Source organism: Streptomyces sp. NPDC047081 (genome assembly GCF_040643775.1).
In the GTDB taxonomy this organism is placed as follows: domain Bacteria; phylum Actinomycetota; class Actinomycetes; order Streptomycetales; family Streptomycetaceae; genus Streptomyces.
The window spans coordinates 29489-48966 of sequence record NZ_JBEYUY010000043.1 but is presented as its reverse complement, the minus strand read 5'-3'; the positions used below and the strand labels follow the sequence as shown (position 1 = coordinate 48966).

The following is a 19478-nucleotide window of genomic DNA, read 5'->3' as shown; positions in this document are numbered from 1 at the left end:
GCTCCGAGCCAGGGAAAGTTCACTCCTCCGGGGAACCCGCAGGAGTGGCCCAGCCCCTATACTCAACAACCCCCGTACCAGGACTAGCAGTAGACGTGTTCTATCCCTCAATGTCTGCCTCGCTACGATCCTGCTGTGAGTGGATTTCCGGTTGAGGGACATCCTCCTACCCGCCTTTAGGGTCCAGAAGTAAGAAAGAGGGCTGGAGACGGCAATGTCCGATGGTGGAACTTCATTCTATGATCCTGACTCGGGGCGCAAGCTGGCTCGTAAATTTGAAATGCAGGCTTACGACCTTAGAGCGTATCTGAAGGAGTTCTCCGAGAAGAGCGGTGAAGAGGCCATCACTGATGGGTTCGGTGTCTTGACGGAATCTGAAGAGGTGACGTCCGCCTACATCGGATACTCCACGGATGTTGCTGCTGCGATGAAGGTCGTCCACGAACATTTGGATAGCATTGCGGATGCCTTGCGGAAGGTGAACCGTAATACCGAGCTTACAGACGATGACGTAGCCGCCCTCTTCGGGAAGAACGACGGTGCGGGGCAGTGAGTGGAAATGAATCGGTAGCCGAGGAGATCATTGAGCTCGGTATCGAGGTGATCAATCCCGGCGGACGTCCGGATGTACTCGAAGACGCAGCAAAGGCATGGCGGAAGCTGCAGTCGGATGTTGAAGGCCTCGTCAGGGGTCTTGATAAAGAAGTCAAGAGGACTGTTGGACATACCTGGCGTGGTGAGGCGGCTGACGCCTTTGAAAAACACTGGGAGGTGTTTTCGGCCGCGGTACTTGATGCCACGGATGACTTCGACAAAGCAGCCAAGGGCCTAGACGATGCCGCGAAGAATATTCGCGAAGTAAACGAAGAGATTCACGACATCTACATCGAGATCGGGATTTCCGTCGGAGTTTCGGTGGGCATGTCACTTCTTACTCTGGGCGTCTCGGCGGCGGCTGGTACGGCGCGGGTGACCATGCTGGTCACAAGGGCCCTCGACGCTGCTGGACGACTAGGGAAACTGCTGAGGATCATCGCGGACTCTTTTCGTTGGCTGTATAACTCCGGAAAGGCCGGAAGGCTCTTGGCCGATGGCATGCTGAACTGGGCCGGTGGCACCGCAGGTGGAATGGTCACGAGCCAACTCAGTGGCAAGGGTTGGGAACTTGAGACAAACATGGTGGGAGGCCTGACGGGCGTGACGGTCGGGACCGTGGCGGGTAAGGCCGCGACCGCGCTCGGCGGCGGAGACATCATCAGCGGGATGGCTGGTGGCGCGGCTGGAGGGATGTCAGGCGACTATCTGGACTCCGTGCGCAAGGGCGAGGATTTCGACATCAGGCAAGGTCTCGTCACCGGTATCACCGGAGCCGCCTCGGGTGGGATCGGTGGTGGAGCGAGGGTCGTCGACAGAGGCTTTGATGACATGGCCCGAGGTCTGAAGAACGACAATGATTTCGTCTACAGCGCGGATCGACCAGAGCACCAACAGGCCGGAATCGACGCTGGGTTCGGTGCGTCGACCCCAGTAGCCGGAGGAGTCTCTGCGAACACTGCCAAGGATGGGTTCGAGGGTGTGGACAAGAGCGCGGGAGAGGCTCAGAAGGCTGCCGGGCGAGGCGTGGCGGGGAACCATCAATCGGCAACGGACCGGATTCGCGAGGATTTCGGCTAATGCTCATAAGAAAACAGCCGGTTGGTGTCACGAAAGTTCGACTGACTGAGACGCTGTGTGCAACCTTGAGTTTCCTGGTGGTCACGTCGGTTCCGGTGCTGTGGCTGTTCGGTAGGGATCCTGAGTCGCGCAGACAAGCGATCTTGGCCGTTTTGGGCTTCGCCCTTGTCTGCGCGATAGTGCTCGTTGTGTGTCAGCGCCGTGCCGGAGGTTGGCGGTCATTCAGTGAGGTCGCCAGGGCGGAATCCTCCAAGCTGATTCAGGAGGTTCGGCAAAGGGCCGCTGAACCACCCGAGTTGCCGAGTTTCTTGCCCTCACGCCAACGTCAGCAACAGCGCACCCTCTTTTGGGGCCTGAGCGTGTGCACGGCGATAATCGGTGTAGTCGCCCTGGCGGTTGGAACGCCTCAGCGGTCAGAGCTGGTGCAGCGCCTCCATGATGCCGGCGCCGAATTCTCTTCGGTGCGGGTGGAAAAGGTGAGTGATGTGCGCCAACTGTCACGTAGCGGCAAGGACCCCTATGTGGCGACGGTAGTCGTTCAACTTCCGGATGCTGCAGCGGGCGAGTTCGTGGACGCGACCGTCAAAACGGAAACGTATGAGCGCCTATACTCGGGTGATCGGGTGAAAGTCCTCTATGCGCCCACGCAACCGCGGTTGGGCGCCGTTGCAGGAGATGAGCGCAAACTCGGTCCGGAACTGCGCGGGGAAACGATGCCCGCGTATCTTCGGTGGTGTTGCATCGCTTTGTGGATGCTAGGTGTTTTGAGTGTGCTCAACGTCGTCTCGCGGAAACATGGATTTCGTGACTTCTCTCGAATGGGCGATGGGGACAGGGCTATCCGCGGTCGCTACGTGGGAACAGGGAAGTACCACCATGCGGGTGCTGGCGGGCGAGGTGAACCGCGCGACGGAAAATACCTTGAGATTCAGAACGACGTGGGGTGTATTCACTTTCTCGCGGACGTAGTTGATCACGGGTTTCCAGAGGAAATGCAGGGTCATGAAGTCTGGTTGTGCTGGGACGCGCGTCGAGGGTCTCGGGGTGGGCGTTTCTCTGCGGAAAGGACGTCGGCGGCGCTCGTCTTCGATGGTGGTTGGGTGATTCACGGAATGCTCAATGCCACTAAGGCCGCGTTGTTTAAGGACGCTGGCACCTCTTTTGAAAAGGCCACTCCCGCAGCGCAGGCGAACCCGCCGCTGAGGGTTTTGGATCCCCGCTCCGAGTGGTTGCTGTCCATGTCGCCCTTGCTTTTGAGTCTCTCCGTCATGGCTGCTGTATGCGCTGCCCTGCTGGTGTTCGATCTCGAGAACATGTGGCGCTGGGTGGTAGCGGTCGTCGGTGTGTTGTGCGTAATTTCGGCGGCCAACCCACATGTGAGTCTTTCCTCTGAAGCGGTCAGGCCGGACTCTCAATAAGGCATGACTTCGGATGGGGACGGAGCCGTTCGCGGGTGGCGTGCTCACCCGCCGTGCGGGGCTCTGGCCGAACAGACCGGTATCTCCAGGCTGTTGGAGAAGGAACCGAGGATCTTGCAATACGGATGATGCGGGTATTCGCCTGGGTGAGCCGTGGCATCCTCGCCCTGGTGACCCCGCATCCCTGGCAACGTATCCCCACGTAAGGCAGACAGCAGGTCAGGGATCGCACGTGCCCGACTCGCTCGCGCACTGCCAGTCGGAGAAGCCGTCCTCGGGGTTGCGGACGGCGTGGTCGAAACCGATGAGGTCACGCACCAGGACGAAGGTGAGTGCGATGGCGGCCAGTCCCACCAGCACCAGCAGGATCCGGAACGCTGACTTCATGGTCCTTCGGTTACGGCCGCGGTCCTGCTCGGCCGCCCGGTCCCCGGATCGTCGCGCCCCGCTGCTCGGAGTGTGCTGGCCCTTCATGCGCACGACGTGATCTCGTCGGACGTACCGCGGACATTGAAGTCCTGTGCCAGGCCGACGGTGTTGAGGTGGGCGATGTCGGCCTGCTCCATTTCCTGTCCGCCTCCGCCGACGTCGCTTCGGTGCTCGCTGGGGATGCCCCAGTCGTAGCGCTTCTGGACCTCGACCCGGTAGGTCACCTCGCCGTTGTGGACGTAACCCGTCAGCCGGTACTGGAAGTGGTTGAGGGCGTAGTACCAATCCGCACTGCTGTGGCCGTCCTCGGGCTTGGGCGCGGTGCTCTGCCATGTGGTGGTGAAGGGGCCGTCCGGGCGGCCGTGGACGTCGTTGCGCAGGGTCCCGTCCACGTCTTTCTGGAAGGCCGGCACCTGGTCCATCAGCATCTGCGGATCGACCTCGACGTCCGTGCCGCTGGCGTCCAGATAGTGCTGGATCAGCCCGGCGGCGTTGGGATAGTCGTAGTACGGACTGGCGAAGACCGCGCCGACGTTGTTGAGCTTGTTGCGGGTCTCGCGGTCCTTGGCGTCAGGTTCCGCGATGTTGAACCTGCGGTTCTCGCTCTCGAAGTTGTGGACCGTGCCGAACGCGATCACCAGTCGCTTGGCCGGCCACTCGTCGTCATCGGTCGCTTCGTCGAGCACCTTCCGCAGCCGGTTCTGCAGGCCCTCGGCGATGCGCTCGTGTTCTACGTAGTTCTTGTGCACGTCCGGATCGTCGGGATCGTCGACGACGCACATCTCGATGTGCCCGTCCGCGCCGATGGTCATGCCCTGTTCCAGTGCCTGCCGTTGGATCTCCTGGGCCTTGAGCTGGCGCTCCCGCAGTTTCTTCGTCCCGCCGGTGCCCTTGGTGCCGTCGGCCTCCGTGTCGATGTAGTCCCGCAGCGCCCTGACTTCCTTGTCCAAGGCGTCGATGTCCCACTGGACGCGGTCGCAGAACTCCTGCGCCCGCTCACCGGCCTTGCCCTGCCAGTGGTCCTGGTGCAGCTTCCGGACCACCCCGTCGTAGAACTCCGTACGGGCGTCCTTGATCTTGCGGTGTATGGCGTTCCAGTTGTCGGCGAACGTCTCCAGCGCGTTGACGTCGAGCTCCATGAGCTGGTGGAAGGTGACCACGATGCTGCTGCCTCCGGCTCAGCGGAACGGGTTCGGGGCGTGCCGGTCGGCGAACTGCGAGGCGGTCGCGACCTCGTTTCGGTCGTACGCGTCCGCACTGTCGCGGAAGTTCCGCGCGGCCTCGTCCAGACGGTTCGTGACGACCCTGAGCAGGTCCTCCCAGCGGCGCTGCATGTCGTCGATACTGCCGGCGAACGACCAACCGGCCGCCGCCTTCGCGAGATCGCCGCTGGCGTCCTCGGCCGCACCCCTGGTCCTGCGGATGATCTCCGACGTGCTGTCGCAGACATCGGCCCTGTCCCGCAGGAAGGAGGAGCTGACGCCGACGTCCGGGGCACCGCCCCAGACCGGTGGCGCGGGCGGTGGAGGCGCGGGCGTGGGGCCCGGCGAGGGCGACGGCTCGGGCTGCGGCGCGGCGGTCGTGGCCGGCGCCGAGACCTGGGCATACGACAGCCGTGGATCGACCGGTTGACTCATTGCCGACTCCTCCAGAACCGGTCTCCCGGCTCTCACCCCGTACGGAAGGAACGTTCATGCGCAGCGTAGGCCACCTGCCGATTGGCATGCCACCGACATCCCGATGGGTCGTACGCGCCACCGTCCTGCCGAGGGCCCGCAGAGTCCGAGTGGCAGGCGCAAAGTTCGGAGCCTGGTAAGAATCCAGCATGTCTTCGGGTGCTCATAGGCGGATTTAGCCGTGCCCGCACTGCGGTGAGCAGCCGGTCTGCTCCTTCTGCATCGCCCCGGGCTTACGTCCCATAAGTACCCTGACCCGCCGGTTCCGCGAGCAGGGAGTAACGGTGGGGGAGCAGGGGTTTCGGGTTCATCCGGACGCGTTGAAGTCGTACGACAAGGTCATCCGGGAGCAGGCCGAGCAGATCGCGCGGATCTGGCCGAAGCTTGCTTCCGTGCCGCTCTCGTCGGACGACTTCGGCAAACTGCCGAACGCGCACAACCTTTACGAGGCCTATCACGAGCATGTGCAGGCCGAGCAGGACAACTTCGCCGACCTGCTCGAGATCCTCGCTGACACCTGTGACGGTCTCCAGCACTCCGCGACGAACTACGAGAGCCACGACATCCACATCGGGGCCTCCTTCGGAGGCGGGCAGTGAGCGGTGGCGCCTTCCAGCAGGTCGGCGACGCGTACAAGTGGACACGGGACTTCGTCGACGAGCCCTTGATTCCGCTGCCGGAGATCCAGAATCCCGTCGCCGACGGCCTGGACTCGGGCCTGGACAGCATCGTCAAGGCAGCGCTCGACGCCACCGGGCTGATGGACATGCTGGAGGACGTCACCGGAAACCTCGCCGGACTCACCGCGGCCGCCCACGAGTGGCAGGCCCAGGCGAAGGCGATGCGGGCGGTCAGCAACGCTCTGCGCGAGGGTGGCGGCACGCTCGCCGTGCAGTGGGAAGGCGTCGCGTCGAACGCGTTCGGCAGGCACATGGGTCAAGTGGTCGAGGCCATCGACGGCACGGCCGAGGACATGGACGAGATCGCCCAGATCATCAGTCAGGCCGCGGCCGCCTGCCAGCTCGCCGAGAACATGATCATCGAGATCATCCGAGAGGCGATCGAGGCGCTGATCGTCTCGCTCGCCGCGATGGTCGCGGTCGACATCCTGACCCTCGGCCTCGCGACCGCCGCCGACGCCCTTGTGGCGGATGCCGAGATCACCATCTTCATCGAACGGGTGGAAACGGTCTCCGCTCGCCTGGCGAAGACGCTGGACGAGCTGATGGAGGAGGTCCGCAAGATCAAGGAGGCCGGCAAGTCCTTCCGTACGATCAAGGACGGCCTGAAGGCGGCCAAGGCCGTGCGGAAGATCGGCGGCATGGGCAACAGGGCCAAGAGCGTCCGGGATCTCGTCAGTTCCCCGTCCATGGAGAGCCTCGGAGAGTTCGCGGCTGCCACGGGCGCCAAGGCCGTGTACGGCACTGCGAAAGGCGCCGTCGCGGGCGGTATCGGAACCGTGGTCGGCGCCGACGGCCCGACGAGCGCGATCACGGAGGGACTGAACAAGGACCCCGCCATCGACGCCGTGACCGGCCAGCTCGACGGCCGCGAGGACGACGCTCCGTACCGTGTGCCGAAGACACGGATCGAGGAGGACTTCGGATGAGTGCCGAGCAGTACGGCCCGCCACAGCCCGTCTTCGAGCCGCGCCTGTTCGGCGGCGGCTCCCATGTGCCGTTGATGGCACCGTGGTTGCAGCCGCACGAGCGACTGCTCGGGATCGTGGAGGTGAAGCTGAGCGATCTGATCCGTCGTCCCCTGCCCCGCGAACTGCGAACGGGTAAGCAGCGAACGGGCGCGGTGGATGGGGTAGTTGAAGCTACTGCTTCGGTGGTGGACGCCGTGGAGTTCTTCGACTTCGGCATCATCCGCAGGATCCGGCGCGGTGTGCGCGGGGCCGGTCTCACGGGTGGATGGCAGAGCATGGCCGGCTGGTTCGCGATCGCGGTGCGTACCGGGCCCGACACCTTGGACACTTACGACAACGAGCGGGCGCTGATGGTCTTCACGGACCGCAGGATCCTGCTGATGTGCACGGTCTCCGCGAAGAAGGTGCCCCTCTTCGGCAAGGTTCCTCCCGGCCAACGGCTGCGGGAGGCCCGGTGCCTGGGCGAGCTCCTGCCGGGACAGCTTCTCCGGGTGGTCATCCGGCACACGTCGCTCTCGGAACGCGTGGACCTGCACTTCACCGACGGTTCCCTGGTCGCGGTCGAGGCGACCAAGGAACAGGCCCGGGCTCTGGAGGCGCTGAGCCGGGGCATCGTTCCGCCACCACGGTCCTGACGGACCACAGGTAGATCGCGCTCACGTTCCAAGACTCGGCTTTACCGATCCATGGCATGATCGGTCCATCGCGATGTCAGTTGCCATTTGCCGATGCGACGGTGATGCGTGGACGGGGAGGTCTGAGTGGGGGACCACTTCAAGACGGACGTCGATCAGCTCGCAACCTTCACCAAGGACCTCAGGGAAGCCAACGACTGTTTTGAGCGGGTGCGCACCACGTGGTGACACGGCCGACGGCGCGCACGGCATCGCCGTCGACTTCGGCTTACCCGGGACGCGCGAATGACCATGAACTCGAACATGCAGGGCTTCGACGGCGTGGTGGCATGGAACATGCCCGGCACCCGAGCCGCTTTCCGGCGCTGGACGGCGTGGAACCTGGCCAAGTCACTCGGTTGGGTGGTGCTGTGGTGGGGGACGGTGTATCTCACGCTGCTGCTGCCCGCTGCGGCAGTGATCCCCATGGTGCTGGTTCTCTTGGCGATCGCGGTTCTGGCGTGCCTGGCCTTCGGCCGGCTCGGTGAGAGGCGGCGGATGCGGCGCATCCTCGCTGTCTACCCTTGGCGTCAGCAGTCCGGTGCCGTCCGGATCACCAAGGGGGAGGACGCACTGCTCGTGCTGCCCAACCCGGACCGCCCCGAGACGACGGTGTCGCTGAAGGTGACCGCCGGGCTGTTCCGGTCCTTCAGCCGTGACTTCCTGAAGGACTACCACGGGAACTCTGGTACGCGGGGGACCCGCGCTTCGCGTGCGTGGTGGCCAAGCCCGATCTACGTGGCCTGGGCTGCCTCGCCCAACCCACGGCCTACGACGCCCGTACGTCTCCCCGCCGCAAAGGCCTGAGTCCCGAGGCCCGATGTCGCGCCAGGGCCATCGGCGCGCGGGTCGCCGACTGACACAGGCAGCCCGGCACCGTCCGCTTCGGCACAGTCGACCATGAGCAAAGCGCGACCACTTCGGACAAGGACAGAACCCCTCTCGTGAGTCATTCGCTCGTGGCACCTGATATTTCGCAGGTGCTCAGGCGCAACCGCAGGCTGCTGTACCGGCATATCGCCACGCGCCTCTCGCTTGCCGCAGGCCTGTTCGCCGTACCCCTTGTGGCGCGCCTGGTCGGGTATGACGCCGCGCTGCCGGCGTTCGGTATGCCTGCCGGCCTTCTCGTGCTGGTCTTCCTCGTTCTCCGACTGGGGTACGGGTCGCGTCTCAAGGTGTGCGAGAAGGTGCTCCAGACCTACCCGTTGGAGTACCGCACCCGCGTCGCCAAAAGGCACACCGCCTGGAGGTACCGCGGTGATGTGCACACTGTCCGCCTGTCGGTGCGGGGGCAGCACGGGGCGCCGTATCTGCACGCGCTCAACGCCTCGACGGTGCGGCGTTGGCCGAAGGGGGCTGAGGAGGGCGGTGCTTGGTTCGCCGGTGACTTGGCCTTCGGCGGCGTCATGGTCGTACCGGGGAGCAACGACATGCTCTTCGTGCAGCCTGCGGACTGGGAGAAGTACGAACAGGAGCGCGTCCAGGCCGACGTACGGCGCAGGGCCCTTGCCGAACAGGCCGGCATCTCAAGGCGGTTGGACAAGGAGCCGAGAATCTTGGTGAGCGGTTGATGCGTGTACTCGGCTGGGTGTGCGGCGGCGTCCTCGCGCTCGTGGCCTCCTTTTGGTGTGTCACCGCGACCGCCGATGTCGCCCTTTCCGCGGGGCTCTACGGCACCTCCGGGACGTACAAGGTGCGCAGTTGTATCGACACCGGCGGCACCCGTAAGAACTCGAACTATGACTGCTCGGGGGACTTCACGCCGGGCGGCGGCACCGCTGGTGATGCCGTTTCCGTGCGCCTCGAAGACACGGGGCACGACTACCCGGATGGCACCGAGTTCGCTGCGCGGCAGGGAATTGAGCCGGACACGATTCAGCGGGCCGGGTTCTGGGGTGTCGTCGGCGAGCTCTGGCAGGTCGCGGTGTGTGTGGCCGTGCTTGCGGGCCTCGGGTATCAAGCGGTCAAGCCACGCGGAGCGTCGCAGCGCCGGGAAGCGCACCGCCGAGAGCCCTCGCGACGCCAGAAGGTGGCCGACGGGATGGGTTATGCCGTCTTGGCCGCGATCTGTGTGGGCATCCTGAGTTGGATCGCCATGGCCGCCGAGCCATTCCCCTAGAGCAACGGCATTGGCTTCAGGTCAGGTGAAGAACACCACCAACATGCTGATCACCAGCCCGATCACCCCCGTCAACCCCATGACGTAGATCGTCCGCTGCAAGCCCTGGCTCGCCGCCTCCCCCGCCCGCCGCACATCCGCCGGCCCGCCGAAGGCGAAGCCCGTTGCGGTGAAGAAGAGGCCCGCCGCGAGAGGGAGTAGCGCGCCGAACGCCCACGCGCAGCCGAGGGCGATCGCGTGGGGCCAGCCCTGGTCCAGCTGGTAGGACGTGTCGGAGGACTTGCGGGCCTGCAGGACGTGGCCCCGCGTGTACAGCGCGTCGCTCTTCAGCTCGGCGTTCAGGTCCTTCGTGCTGCCGTCGTTCGCCGTGAAAGTGCCGTAGCACCAGCGGGTCTTGGTGCGCTTGCGGGAGCTGCTCGACGAGGACGAGCGGTACTTGTAGTCGACCGTGCAGGTCTCGACCGTCAGCTTGCCCGGTGTCGACGTCGCATAGCGGTACGGGCCGAGGAACGTGCCGAGGGCCAGGAGGAGCAGGCTTACGAGGATCAGGCCCGCGCCGATGAGGCGGCCGAGGCCCGGTTGGCCTTCCTGGGCGGCGGTGTTCGGCGCGGAGTTCCCGTGTACTTGTGTCATCGAGGGGCCTCGGAGTTCCTCAGAGATTGTTTGTCGGTTTTACAGGGCCAGTGCGCAGATGAGGGCGGCCAGGGCGCCGATCGCGAAGGTGCCGCCCAGGAGCGGGCCGGTGATGTTGCGGGCCGGCAGGTTCTGCCAGGAAGCCGACAGGGGCGGGCCGCCTCGCGCGCCGAAGCCGGTGAGGAGGGAGAACGTGCCGAGTGCGACCAGGGAGAGGCAGAAGGCGAGGATTGCCGCGTCCTTGCCGGGGGCTCGGTCCTCGGGTTGTTCGAAGGTGTCGTCCACCTGGATCACCGGGATTTTCGAGCCGGATTCGAAACGTGATGACGTTTCCACCGTGACGTCCTCGTACGTGGCTCCGCCCTTTTCCGCCGACCACGTTCCGGTGCAGCTGAACTTGAGTTCCGTCGTACGCCTGTGCGTGCCGTAGCGGGTCTTCGTGTGCACTTCGCATGAAGAAACGGTGAGGGTTCCTTCGGTGCCCTCGCCGGCGAGTTCGCTGCGCAGTTCGGGAACGGTCACGGTGGCGACCACCGCGGCCACCAGGAGGAGTCCCAGGCCGACCAGCCTGCCGACCCACAGGCGTCCTGTACTGCCGTAACGTGCCTGTGTCGTCACCACTGTTGGCCATCCCCCGGGAAACTTGACGATCTCTTGACTGACGGGTTCGCTGGGCTGTGCGCGAGGAGTCTAAGGTATCCGTCTGTCGTCCAATATGAACTGCAGCAAAGGGTCTCGGGGGAGAGCAATGGAGTTCGGCACCTTTGACGTCGACACGACGGTGCTCCGTAAGCAGGGGCAGAACTTCGTCGATCTCGGGGGTGATTTCGCCAAAGCCTCCAAGGGGCTTCAGGACACCCTCGACGGGCTGGGTGAGCCCTGGGCGGACGCCGACTTCGGAGAGGTCTTCGGTCAGGTCTACACGCCGATTCGCGACGGAATCTTCACATCGATGGACAGTCTCGCGAAAAGGCTTCAGCAGATCGGTTACGGCCTCCAGGACATGGCAGGCAACTACGACGCCTCGGACGCGTCCAGCATGGGCCTGATGAACGGTCTCTCCGGTCAACTCTGAATCCCGGTCAGCTCTGAATCCCGGTCGACTCTGATTTCCCGTCGACTCTGAATCCCGGCCGACTCCGAGATCTCGGCCGACTCCGGCTTGAATCCGCGCTATTGGGGCTATTGGCATGTCGCTCACACTGCCCAGTGAACTCGTCTGGGTGCTCGACCTCCTCGGCTACAGCTGGCCCGAGGCCGACGAAGAAGCACTGCACGAAGTCGCCGAGACCTGGCGGAGTTTCGGCAAGACACTCGAAGAGATCGAGGCGAACGGGGTGCGCTTCGCCGGTGCCGTCACGGCGTACAACACCGGCGAGGCCGTCGACGGATTCAGCAAGTCCTGGGGCGCGTACACCGGGACGAACGGCGAGGACAGTTACCTTCCCGACGCGAAGACCGCGTGCGAGGTGATCGCCCTCGCCTTCGACGGCGCCGCGATCGCGGTCCTCACGGCGAAGCTCGCCGTCATCGCCCAACTCATCGCCCTGGCCATCGAGATCATCGCGGCCCAGGCCTCCGCGCCGTTCACCTTCGGGCTCTCCGAGGTCGGCGCGCTCGGTGCGACACAGGCGACGCGGGTGATCGTCCGGGAGCTGCTGGCGAAGCTTCGGAAGGAGGTCATGGAGGCGATCACCAAGGCCATGGAGCACGCCACCATGGACGCCCTCAAGAAGATCGCCAAGGAGCAGCTGGAGAAGGTCACCAAGGAGAAGGTCAAGCAGTTCGCCAAGGACAAGATCAAGGAGGAGGCCAAGCGGTTCGTCCAGGAGAAGGTCGTCGACGCGGCCAAGGACAAGGCCAAGGAAGCGGCCGTCGGTATGGCGCAGAACCTCGGCCAGCAGAGCGTCGAGACCTACTTCGACGCCCGCTCCGGTATCGACCTCGGTGAGACGACGGACGTCGCGAAGAACGCGGCGGGCGAGTACGTGGACGGCCTCAAGAACGAGGTCACGGGCGGCGAGGGGTCGACCATCGCCGGTTACGCGGATGTCGGCGGTCATGTGGACGGTGCCGTGGACGCGGCGACGGAGAAGGTGACCGGGGCGGTCGGGAACCGCGTCCAGCACGGGGTGGACGCGTTGTCCGGGCACAGCGGCGGCAGCGCCGCCGAGGCGTCCGACGGGGGCGGGACCGGTGGGGGTGCGTCCGGCGGGGGCGCGTCCGACGGGGGTGCGGGCACGGTTGCCGCATCGAGCTCCGGTGCTTCCGGCTCCTCGGGCGGCGGCACGCAGTCGTCCAACAGGACGGCAGCGTCGGCGAGTTCGGGATCCACGCACTCCTCGGGGAACGCGCAGGACTGGGCCCGTAGCGAATTCGGGTGATACGGGGGCGGCTGCCGCGGGAGCAACTGCCCCGCACACCACTACTCGGCGACGCCGAGCCGCAAGGTGCCGCCGCGCCGGTTCCGAGCCGCGGGCTGCCGCCCCCGCCGGTGCCGAGCCGCAGGCACAACCCCGTCGGCGCTGAGTCGCTGGACACCACTCCCGCCGCCCCGAGCCGCAAGCCCCCACCTCCACCCTCGCCCCACACCAACACCCCACCGAAAGGACGCCCCCCACCCATGACCACGGACCGCGAGATCCACGACGAGGAACTCATGGGCATCGCCCAGGACCCCGAACAGGCCCTGCGGCTGCACCGCTCCCTGCGTACCATCGCCGGCGCGGACTCCCTCGACCCGAACCTGCGTGACATGGCGCGCTCGGTGCTCAGCGGGCACGTCGACATCAAGGACGCCGTCCAGGACCCGCGTTACACCGAGGCCGTCTTCCAGCGGCTGCACGAGATGCGCCGGGCCGCCGAGGAGCAGTCGTACGCCGAACAGCAGCGCTCCAAGGCCCAGTTCGGGGAGTGGGACCGGCGCGAGCAGGCCGAGCTGGACCGCCAGCGCGCCGAGCGGGACGCGCCGGTGCACGGGGCCGGCCGGGGTGATCGGTCCACCCGGCGTTGAGGATCCTGCGCCACGGCCCCCACCCGGACGTGGACTTGGGCATGACAGGAACACGTCGGTTAAGGTGAGCGCCTCGAACTCATGAGTGAGCAGTTGCAACGGGGGTTGCCTTATGTCCACTTGGGTGGACTTGCCGTGCCCTGACGGGCCGTTCGGCCGCGCGGGCGGGAGCCGACGTGGCTTCTGACTTCTCGCGGCTGATGAAGCAGGACTTCTCCGACCTCGAAGCCGCCGGCAAGGCCTGGCGCGAGCTGGCGACGACGATGGACTCCCTCACCGACCGCCACCGCCGGCAGGTCACCGGCCCGCTGCACGCCTCCTGGAAGGGCGACGACGCCGACGCGGCCCTCTACTACCTGGAGGACGTCGAGTCGCGGATCGGCGTGGTCGAGACCGAGGCCATGGCCGTCGCCGAGGTCCTGGACACCACGAAGTTCTGGATGGAGGCGGCACAGACGGACCTCCGTAACGCCGTACGACGGGCCGAGGAGGACCACTTCGAGGTCGACGGCGACGGGACGATCACCGACCCGACGACCGCGTCCCTGCCCCACCAGGACCCCGACGCACAGCAGATGATCGCTGACCGCAACGCACTGCTCGGCCAGTACCGAGCCGCCATCGACACCGCTCTGACCGACGCGCACAAGGCGAGCGACGACGGCGCGAAGGCCCTGGCCGGGCTGGACGGCGACATCCTCACGGATCCGTTGAGTCATGACGCGGCGGCCGAGTCCGCGCAGGACGTCAAGGACGCGATGAAGGCCATCGGCGTCCAGGGCCCGCAGATTCCCGAGGACGATCCGAAGGCCGCCGCCGAGTGGTGGAAGGCGCTCAGCCCCGAGGAGCGCCAGACCTACACCACGCTCTACCCGAAGGAGATCGGCGCGACCGACGGGCTGCCCACGGACGTACGCGACGACGCCAACCGCACCGCCCTCGCCCAGGAGCTCAACCTGATCCAGGAGGGCAGCTGGGACGAAGGGTTCCCGGGCGACAGCGACGAGACGGTCAACAGGCGTCTGAACAACCTGGAGGTGCTCAACGAGCAGCTCGAAAAGGCGGACGGCGCGCCCAAGGGCAAGGAGCTGTACCTCCTCGGCTACGACTCCAAGGACGACGGCCGGGCCATCGTGGCCATGGGCAATCCGGACACCGCCGCGAACACGGGGATTCTGGTGCCGGGCACGAACACGAACATGGATGCCGTGCCCGGCCAGCTCAACCGCATCGACCGGTTGCAGTCGGCGGCGGAGCAGCAGTCCCGGGGCGAGAGCGTGGCGATGATCACCTGGCTCGGCTACGACGCTCCCGAGGCCTCCACGACCGACTTCAACAGTGTCGGCGGGACCGGACGGGCCGAGGACGCCGCTCCGGACCTGCGTCGGTTCGTGGCGGGCACACACGCGTCGCACGACGGGTCGCCGAGTCATACGACGGTCCTCGGGCACAGTTACGGGTCCACGGTCGTCGGCGCCGCCGCGTCAGGGGGCGGCGGTCTGGGCGCCGACGACGTCGTGGTGGTCGGCAGCCCGGGGATGACGGTCGGCAATGCCAGGGATCTGCAGATGGATCCGGAACACGTATGGATCGGCGGGGCGCAGGACGATGCCATCATCAACAACTTCTCCGGCTACACCCTCGGCCCCGACCCCATGCTCGAAGGCTTCGGCGGAAACAACTTCGAAGTCGACACCCACGGACACAGCGGCTACTGGGACAAGAACAGTGAATCCCTCGACAACCAGGGGCGAGTCATCGCGGGCAGGCAGCCCGGGGAGGTTCCCAAGAAGGGCAGCGACCAGCCGCCGGAGGCGTACATCGTCCCCGGCCTGTAGTTCCCTTCTCCGCACCGCACTCGCCGTCTCGGCGTCCCTGCTCCTGACCGGAGGCTGCAGCATGTCCCAGAGCGACGACCCGAACGCCCCACTGCCGCGCATGGCAAAGGACGACGCGCTGAAATGGGCCAAGGACTACACCTCGTACATGGCCCGGATCACTGACGTCGAGCTCACCCCCTCGACGGCCAAGGTGCACTTCGAGACATGTACCGGGGAAAACGACGAGGTACCTGAGGACGGCCGGTACAGCCTCTTCTATTACGTCTACTCCCCGGCCCCCGTCACGGAGCACACGCGCGTCGCCCGGACGCTCCGCCGGGAACTCGCCGACCAGGGCTACGAGGTCACCTCGTACCGGGAGTTCAAGAACGCATACTCGTCGATGATCTTCAGCGCCCGCAACAAGAAGAACTCCTATCGGGTGACGGCGGACACGGTCGGCTCCGGCAAGACAGACCCCCAGGAACTCTCCTTCGCGATACGCACCCCCTGCATGCTCCCACCCGGCGTCAAGCAACAGCAGTTCTGAACCCGATGAACTCACCGCCTCGTGACACAACGGCATTCGTCCGTACGGCGATTGCGGCCGGCGCCGCCCTGTTCCTGGTGGCCGGCTGCACGTCCCAGGCCGACGCCCGCAACGCCCCGCTGCCCCGGGTCGCCAAGGCCGACGCACTGAAGTGGGCCAAGGACTCCACCGCCCACATGGCCGAGCTCACCGGCGCCGAACTGCTCCCCGGCACCGCCAAGGTGAACTGGGAGCAGTGCGTCGGTGAGAACGACGAGGTGGCCGAGGACGGCCGGTACAGCCTCTTCTACTACGTCTACTCCCCGGCCCCCTCCACGGAACACACCCCCATGGTGCGCAAGCTCCGCAGTGAACTCCCCGGTGAGGGTTACGAGTTGACGTCGTACCGCGAGTTCAAGAGCGCGTACGCGTCCGCGGTGTTCCGGGCCCGCGACAAGAGGAACGACTACAGCGTCGAGGCGGAGACGGTCGGTTCCGGCAGGACGAAGCCCCAGCGTTTCTCCTTCGCCGTACGCACCCCCTGCCTGCTCCCGCCCGGCGCCAAACAGCAGCAGTTCTGACCGCACACGGGAACCGAATACGCGAACCGAATACGCGAACCGCACCCGAGCCATCGAGAGGAACCCGACGTGTCCCAGGGCACCGATGTCGACCCGGCCGAGCTCCGTGCCTCCGCCGGAGCCTGTGACGGGATCGCCCGCGCCATGAAGGGCCCCGCCGACAAGGCCGTGAAGGAGGCCGGGACGGCCGGCGGCTCACTCGCCGGGTGGTCCATGGGGACCGCCCTCGCGGAGATCGCCGGCAGCTGGAAGCCCGCGCTCGACGGCCTCCACGCCCGCGTCCAGGCCGGCGGCGACAACCTCAGATCCTCCGCGGACGGGCATGAGTGGAACGACGAGCGCGTATCCCAGGATTTCGAGAAAACGGGCGGCGATACGTCGACGCAGGCCACGCCCGGCGAAATGCCCGCGGCGCTGCGCCCGGCCCCGCTCGACCCGCGCGCCTCGTACGGTACGAATATGCCCGCATACGGTGAAACCGTCAGCACCCGCCCCACGCCCGGCACGAACGACTTCGGCTGATCGAAGGGTCGCCGTTTCTGCACAGATCGTGTGTTGAAGCATTCACAGACGCGTTGGTAGGTTCACGCCGGTCGAGACCGCCGACCCTTCGACCCGCCGATGAGGTACCCCTTGGACAGCGCACCCGACAGTTCCGGCAAGCGCGTGGACGACTCCGAGTTCCTGGAGATGACCCAGCAGGACCCCGTACAGGCGAAGATCCTGCGGCGGTCCCTGGAGCATCTCGCGTCGGGGCTGGGCGGTGACGCGCTCAAGGAGATGGCGCAGGAGGTCCTCTCCGGGCGTATGGGTCTGCGCGAGGCGGCCGATGTGTCGGCGTACGCCGAGCAGGCCGTCGAGCGGGCGGCGCCGCTCGCCGAGAGGTGGGCCGCCCTGTCCGACGGCGAGCGGGAGGCGCTCGCGGCGGAGGGCGAGCGGCGGATCGAGGACGAGCGGCGGCTGCTCGACGAGGAACGGCGCGCGGAGTCCGAGAACCGGCCGGGCACGAAGTCGCGGCACGACGGCAGCGGCTGGTCCCTGTACTGACCGACCGGACCGGTTCCTTGCACGGACGTGCTGACTTACTGACGTACTGACCGGCTGATGGGGGAGATGTGGACTTTCGGGTGGAACCCGGTGCCATCGACGGCTTCTCGAAGCTGGTCGGGCGGGCCGCGGACGGCAGCGCGCAGGCCGTGACGTACACCGGCACCAACGCGCGGATCGAGAAGACGGCGGGCGGCGACGCCTGGGACCTCGTCGCGGGCGACCACGACCAGTACGTGAGCGAGGCCAAGAAGGCGCTGGAGAAGGTCAAGGGCGTACTGGAGTCGTCCGCGAAGGAACTGACCGGCACGGCCAAGTACTACCGGGAGACCGACCGCGGCGAGGCCGCCAAGCTCGACGCCACCTATCCCGGCTCCAAGGTGCCGGCGGGTGATACCGGGGGCGATCCGCAGGACTTCTCCGACGCCAGTGACGCCGTGGACACGCTGAAGGCGCCGGGCGGCGACAGCAGCAACCCGATCGTCAAGTACGCCTCCGGGCACGCCGACGAGTACAAGATGAGCCCGGTGCAGAAGACGCTCGGCAGCGCCCTCGACCTGGGCAGCCCCTCCGCGATGGCGGTGGAGGCGTCCAAGCTGCTCTTCGACTTCGACCCCTTCGCCGAGGTGACCAACTGGGTCTTCGGCGACTGGAATTCGTACAACGACTGCTCGGACGTATGGGGCAACCTGGCGTCCTTCTGCGACGCGGTGGCCGCCAACGTCCGCAAGGGCAACCAGAACGTCGGTCTCAGCTGGGACGGCAACGCGGCCGATGCCGCGACCGTTTACTTCGACGAGTTCGAGAAGAAGCTCGGCGAGATCAAGGAGACCTTCAAGTCCCTGCAGAGCTGTTACGCGCAGGCGGCCCAACTGGCGTTCCAGTTCGCCGAGTTCCTCAAGTCATTCCTGGTGATGTTCTGCGACCTGCTGGTCATCTGGCTGGTCAACCTGCTCGCGGCCGAGGCCGTCAACGCGATCCCCGTCGGTGGTCAGGTCGCGTCCGCGGCCATGTTCGCGCTGGCCGCGGCGGAGGCGATCCGGCTGATGGAGATGTGGGCCGAGGCGTCGAAGGCGTTCGACACCTTCGCCTCCGCCCTGAGCGCGCTCGGCGTGGTGATGTCCACGGCGATCAACGGCTTCTCCGCGGCGGACGGCTTTCCCCAGGTGGGCAGCGGCTACGACCACGCCGCGGTGTGAGCGGCCGGCACAAGGAGCTTCGATCATGAGTTTCCCCGGCGGATCCGGCGGATCGGGAACCCTCGACCTCTTCCTCTCGCGCTGCCGCGTCATGACGGTCGCGTCGGTGCCGGTCTGCCTGGCCGCGATGGTCTTCTTCATCAAGGAGGAGGGCTGGCACTTCAGCCTCCTCCTGTGCTGCGTCCTGCCGCCGGTCGCCGCGTACCTCGGCATCCGCGGCATGCGCGAGATCCGCGCCGGGCTGTCGGCGACGGGCCTTGCGCTGGCGGTCGCGACGCTGCCGCTGGCGTTCGTACTGGCGTCGATCGAGGGGGCGTAACACCCCAATCGGCGTGGCAGGACGGTCAGTTGGCAGATCCGCCCGTGCGCTGCCGGTGCCCCTTCCGATCCGGTACGCCCATGTAGCGGGCCTCGCGCTCGGACTCGCCGAACCACAGCTGGGGCACCTGCTGCCGGATCGCCGCGACGACGTGGTCCCGTGAACTCGCCGGGACGGGAAGGCGGTAGCGGAGCCGCGGGAGGCCGGGGCGCAGGGGCTCCTCGTCGCGGACCAGGGGCCACAGGACCGGATCGTCGCGCTGGATCGCGGAGTTGGGGCACAGCTCGACGGAGTACACCTTCACGCGCCCCCGGCCCTTGCCCACGTCGCTCCAGTACAGCCCGACGGCGGCGAGACCCTGCCAGGGGATGACGCTCTGCGCCTTGCCGTTGCTCACCCACAGCCCGGTGTGGTCGACGCTCACGCTGGAGTGCCGGGCGGACCAGGTGGCGATCAGGCTGGTCACGCCGATGAACCCGATGAGCAGCCCCATGACTATGCCGCCGATCCCCTTGAGGCTCGGCTCGTCGCCCGTCAGCCCGGCGGTCACCGCGATGCCGCCGGCGAGGACGATCGCGGCGATCGCCGTGAGCACGATGGCGCGGGGGAGTGCCCGTGCGAACGCCCGGCGGCCGGTGGGGACGACGGTGGCGGTGGGGGCTGGAGCGAGTTCGCCGGAGAAGGACATGCGGGGCA

25 protein-coding genes are annotated in these 19478 nt (G+C 66.3%); 19 read left to right on the top strand and 6 right to left on the bottom strand.

What is annotated here, in order from left to right; translation table 11 throughout:
* The first annotated feature begins 214 nt into the window (after positions 1-214).
* From ABZ848_RS45455 to ABZ848_RS45445, 3 genes are read left to right on the top strand one after another with little or no spacing between them, the layout of a single operon-like run.
* Entirely contained in the window at positions 215-553 is a 339-nt protein-coding gene (locus ABZ848_RS45455) for a hypothetical protein (protein ID WP_360841736.1), read from the top strand.
* Positions 550-1674 carry a WXG100 family type VII secretion target gene (locus tag ABZ848_RS45450; protein WP_360841732.1) on the top strand — a complete coding sequence of 375 codons (1125 nt, stop codon included), beginning with the start codon at positions 550-552 and terminating at the stop codon, positions 1672-1674. The genes ABZ848_RS45455 and ABZ848_RS45450 overlap by 4 nt, the downstream gene beginning before the upstream one ends.
* Complete coding sequence (locus tag ABZ848_RS45445; protein WP_360841728.1) at positions 1674-3092, top strand: hypothetical protein; 1419 nt, start codon at positions 1674-1676, stop codon at positions 3090-3092. Before ABZ848_RS45450 ends, ABZ848_RS45445 begins: the two co-directional genes overlap by 1 nt.
* Positions 3093-3311: 219 nt before the next feature.
* Here the strand turns inward: ABZ848_RS45445 and ABZ848_RS45440 are convergent, their stop codons facing one another.
* From ABZ848_RS45440 to ABZ848_RS45430, 3 genes are all read right to left on the bottom strand, one after another.
* Entirely contained in the window at positions 3312-3479 is a 168-nt protein-coding gene (locus ABZ848_RS45440; protein WP_360841726.1) for a hypothetical protein, read from the bottom strand.
* A gap of 83 nt (positions 3480-3562) precedes the next feature.
* Positions 3563-4681: a hypothetical protein gene (locus tag ABZ848_RS45435; protein ID WP_360841723.1), complete on the bottom strand. Its 1119-nt coding sequence runs from the start codon at positions 4679-4681 to the stop codon at positions 3563-3565.
* Between the two features lie 18 nt (positions 4682-4699).
* The gene (locus ABZ848_RS45430; protein ID WP_360841720.1) at positions 4700-5158 is read right to left on the bottom strand and encodes a hypothetical protein; all 459 of its coding nucleotides are present in this window, start codon (positions 5156-5158) and stop codon (positions 4700-4702) included.
* Between the two features lie 323 nt (positions 5159-5481).
* Here ABZ848_RS45430 and ABZ848_RS45425 point away from each other — a divergent pair, with 323 nt between their 5' ends.
* The 6 genes from ABZ848_RS45425 (at position 5482) to ABZ848_RS45400 (ending at position 9641) form a co-directional block, all read left to right on the top strand.
* Positions 5482-5796 (top strand): hypothetical protein, encoded by a 315-nt coding sequence (locus tag ABZ848_RS45425; RefSeq protein ID WP_360841717.1) that lies wholly within the window; start codon positions 5482-5484, stop codon positions 5794-5796.
* A complete protein-coding gene (locus ABZ848_RS45420; protein ID WP_360841714.1) occupies positions 5793-6806 on the top strand; it encodes a hypothetical protein in 1014 nt (337 codons plus the stop codon). The genes ABZ848_RS45425 and ABZ848_RS45420 overlap by 4 nt, the downstream gene beginning before the upstream one ends.
* Positions 6803-7483, top strand: a complete 681-nt coding sequence (locus tag ABZ848_RS45415; RefSeq protein WP_360841711.1) for a hypothetical protein — start codon at positions 6803-6805, stop codon at positions 7481-7483. Before ABZ848_RS45420 ends, ABZ848_RS45415 begins: the two co-directional genes overlap by 4 nt.
* A gap of 285 nt (positions 7484-7768) precedes the next feature.
* Entirely contained in the window at positions 7769-8329 is a 561-nt protein-coding gene (locus ABZ848_RS45410) for a hypothetical protein (RefSeq protein WP_360841708.1), read from the top strand.
* Positions 8330-8466: 137 nt separating this feature from the next.
* Complete coding sequence (locus ABZ848_RS45405) at positions 8467-9093, top strand: hypothetical protein (RefSeq protein WP_360841704.1); 627 nt, start codon at positions 8467-8469, stop codon at positions 9091-9093.
* Entirely contained in the window at positions 9093-9641 is a 549-nt protein-coding gene (locus ABZ848_RS45400) for a hypothetical protein (protein ID WP_360841701.1), read from the top strand. Before ABZ848_RS45405 ends, ABZ848_RS45400 begins: the two co-directional genes overlap by 1 nt.
* Before the next feature lie 21 nt (positions 9642-9662).
* On the opposite strand, the gene ABZ848_RS45395 is transcribed toward ABZ848_RS45400, so the two are convergent.
* Together ABZ848_RS45395 and ABZ848_RS45390 are read right to left on the bottom strand one after the other, a co-directional pair.
* Entirely contained in the window at positions 9663-10274 is a 612-nt protein-coding gene (locus ABZ848_RS45395) for a hypothetical protein (RefSeq protein ID WP_360841699.1), read from the bottom strand.
* Between the two features lie 39 nt (positions 10275-10313).
* Positions 10314-10892, bottom strand: a complete 579-nt coding sequence (locus ABZ848_RS45390) for a hypothetical protein (RefSeq protein WP_360841696.1) — start codon at positions 10890-10892, stop codon at positions 10314-10316.
* Between the two features lie 130 nt (positions 10893-11022).
* Here ABZ848_RS45390 and ABZ848_RS45385 point away from each other — a divergent pair, with 130 nt between their 5' ends.
* The 10 genes from ABZ848_RS45385 to ABZ848_RS45340 all read left to right on the top strand — a co-directional run bounded on the left by ABZ848_RS45385 (position 11023) and on the right by ABZ848_RS45340 (position 18782).
* Positions 11023-11349, top strand: coding sequence for a hypothetical protein (locus ABZ848_RS45385; RefSeq protein ID WP_360841693.1), 327 nt, complete (start codon positions 11023-11025; stop codon positions 11347-11349).
* Between the two features lie 115 nt (positions 11350-11464).
* Positions 11465-12658, top strand: coding sequence for a PE-PGRS family protein (locus ABZ848_RS45380; protein WP_360841690.1), 1194 nt, complete (start codon positions 11465-11467; stop codon positions 12656-12658).
* Positions 12659-12897: 239 nt separating this feature from the next.
* Positions 12898-13287: a hypothetical protein gene (locus ABZ848_RS45375; protein ID WP_360841687.1), complete on the top strand. Its 390-nt coding sequence runs from the start codon at positions 12898-12900 to the stop codon at positions 13285-13287.
* Between the two features lie 176 nt (positions 13288-13463).
* Positions 13464-15125 carry an alpha/beta hydrolase gene (locus ABZ848_RS45370; RefSeq protein WP_360841684.1) on the top strand — a complete coding sequence of 554 codons (1662 nt, stop codon included), beginning with the start codon at positions 13464-13466 and terminating at the stop codon, positions 15123-15125.
* Positions 15126-15186: 61 nt separating this feature from the next.
* Positions 15187-15657 carry a hypothetical protein gene (locus ABZ848_RS45365; protein WP_360841681.1) on the top strand — a complete coding sequence of 157 codons (471 nt, stop codon included), beginning with the start codon at positions 15187-15189 and terminating at the stop codon, positions 15655-15657.
* Positions 15658-15662: 5 nt separating this feature from the next.
* Complete coding sequence (locus ABZ848_RS45360) at positions 15663-16217, top strand: hypothetical protein (protein ID WP_360841678.1); 555 nt, start codon at positions 15663-15665, stop codon at positions 16215-16217.
* 69 nt (positions 16218-16286) lie between these two features.
* Positions 16287-16739, top strand: a complete 453-nt coding sequence (locus tag ABZ848_RS45355; RefSeq protein WP_360841676.1) for a type VII secretion target — start codon at positions 16287-16289, stop codon at positions 16737-16739.
* Positions 16740-16850: 111 nt separating this feature from the next.
* Positions 16851-17264, top strand: coding sequence for a hypothetical protein (locus tag ABZ848_RS45350; protein ID WP_360841673.1), 414 nt, complete (start codon positions 16851-16853; stop codon positions 17262-17264).
* A 68-nt stretch (positions 17265-17332) separates the two neighbouring features.
* Positions 17333-18463 (top strand): hypothetical protein, encoded by a 1131-nt coding sequence (locus ABZ848_RS45345; protein ID WP_360841670.1) that lies wholly within the window; start codon positions 17333-17335, stop codon positions 18461-18463.
* A 25-nt stretch (positions 18464-18488) separates the two neighbouring features.
* Positions 18489-18782, top strand: coding sequence for a hypothetical protein (locus tag ABZ848_RS45340; protein WP_360841667.1), 294 nt, complete (start codon positions 18489-18491; stop codon positions 18780-18782).
* Positions 18783-18807: 25 nt separating this feature from the next.
* Here ABZ848_RS45340 and ABZ848_RS45335 read toward each other — a convergent pair whose 3' ends face one another.
* Entirely contained in the window at positions 18808-19470 is a 663-nt protein-coding gene (locus ABZ848_RS45335) for a hypothetical protein (RefSeq protein WP_360841663.1), read from the bottom strand.
* Between the last annotated feature and the right edge of the window lie 8 nt (positions 19471-19478).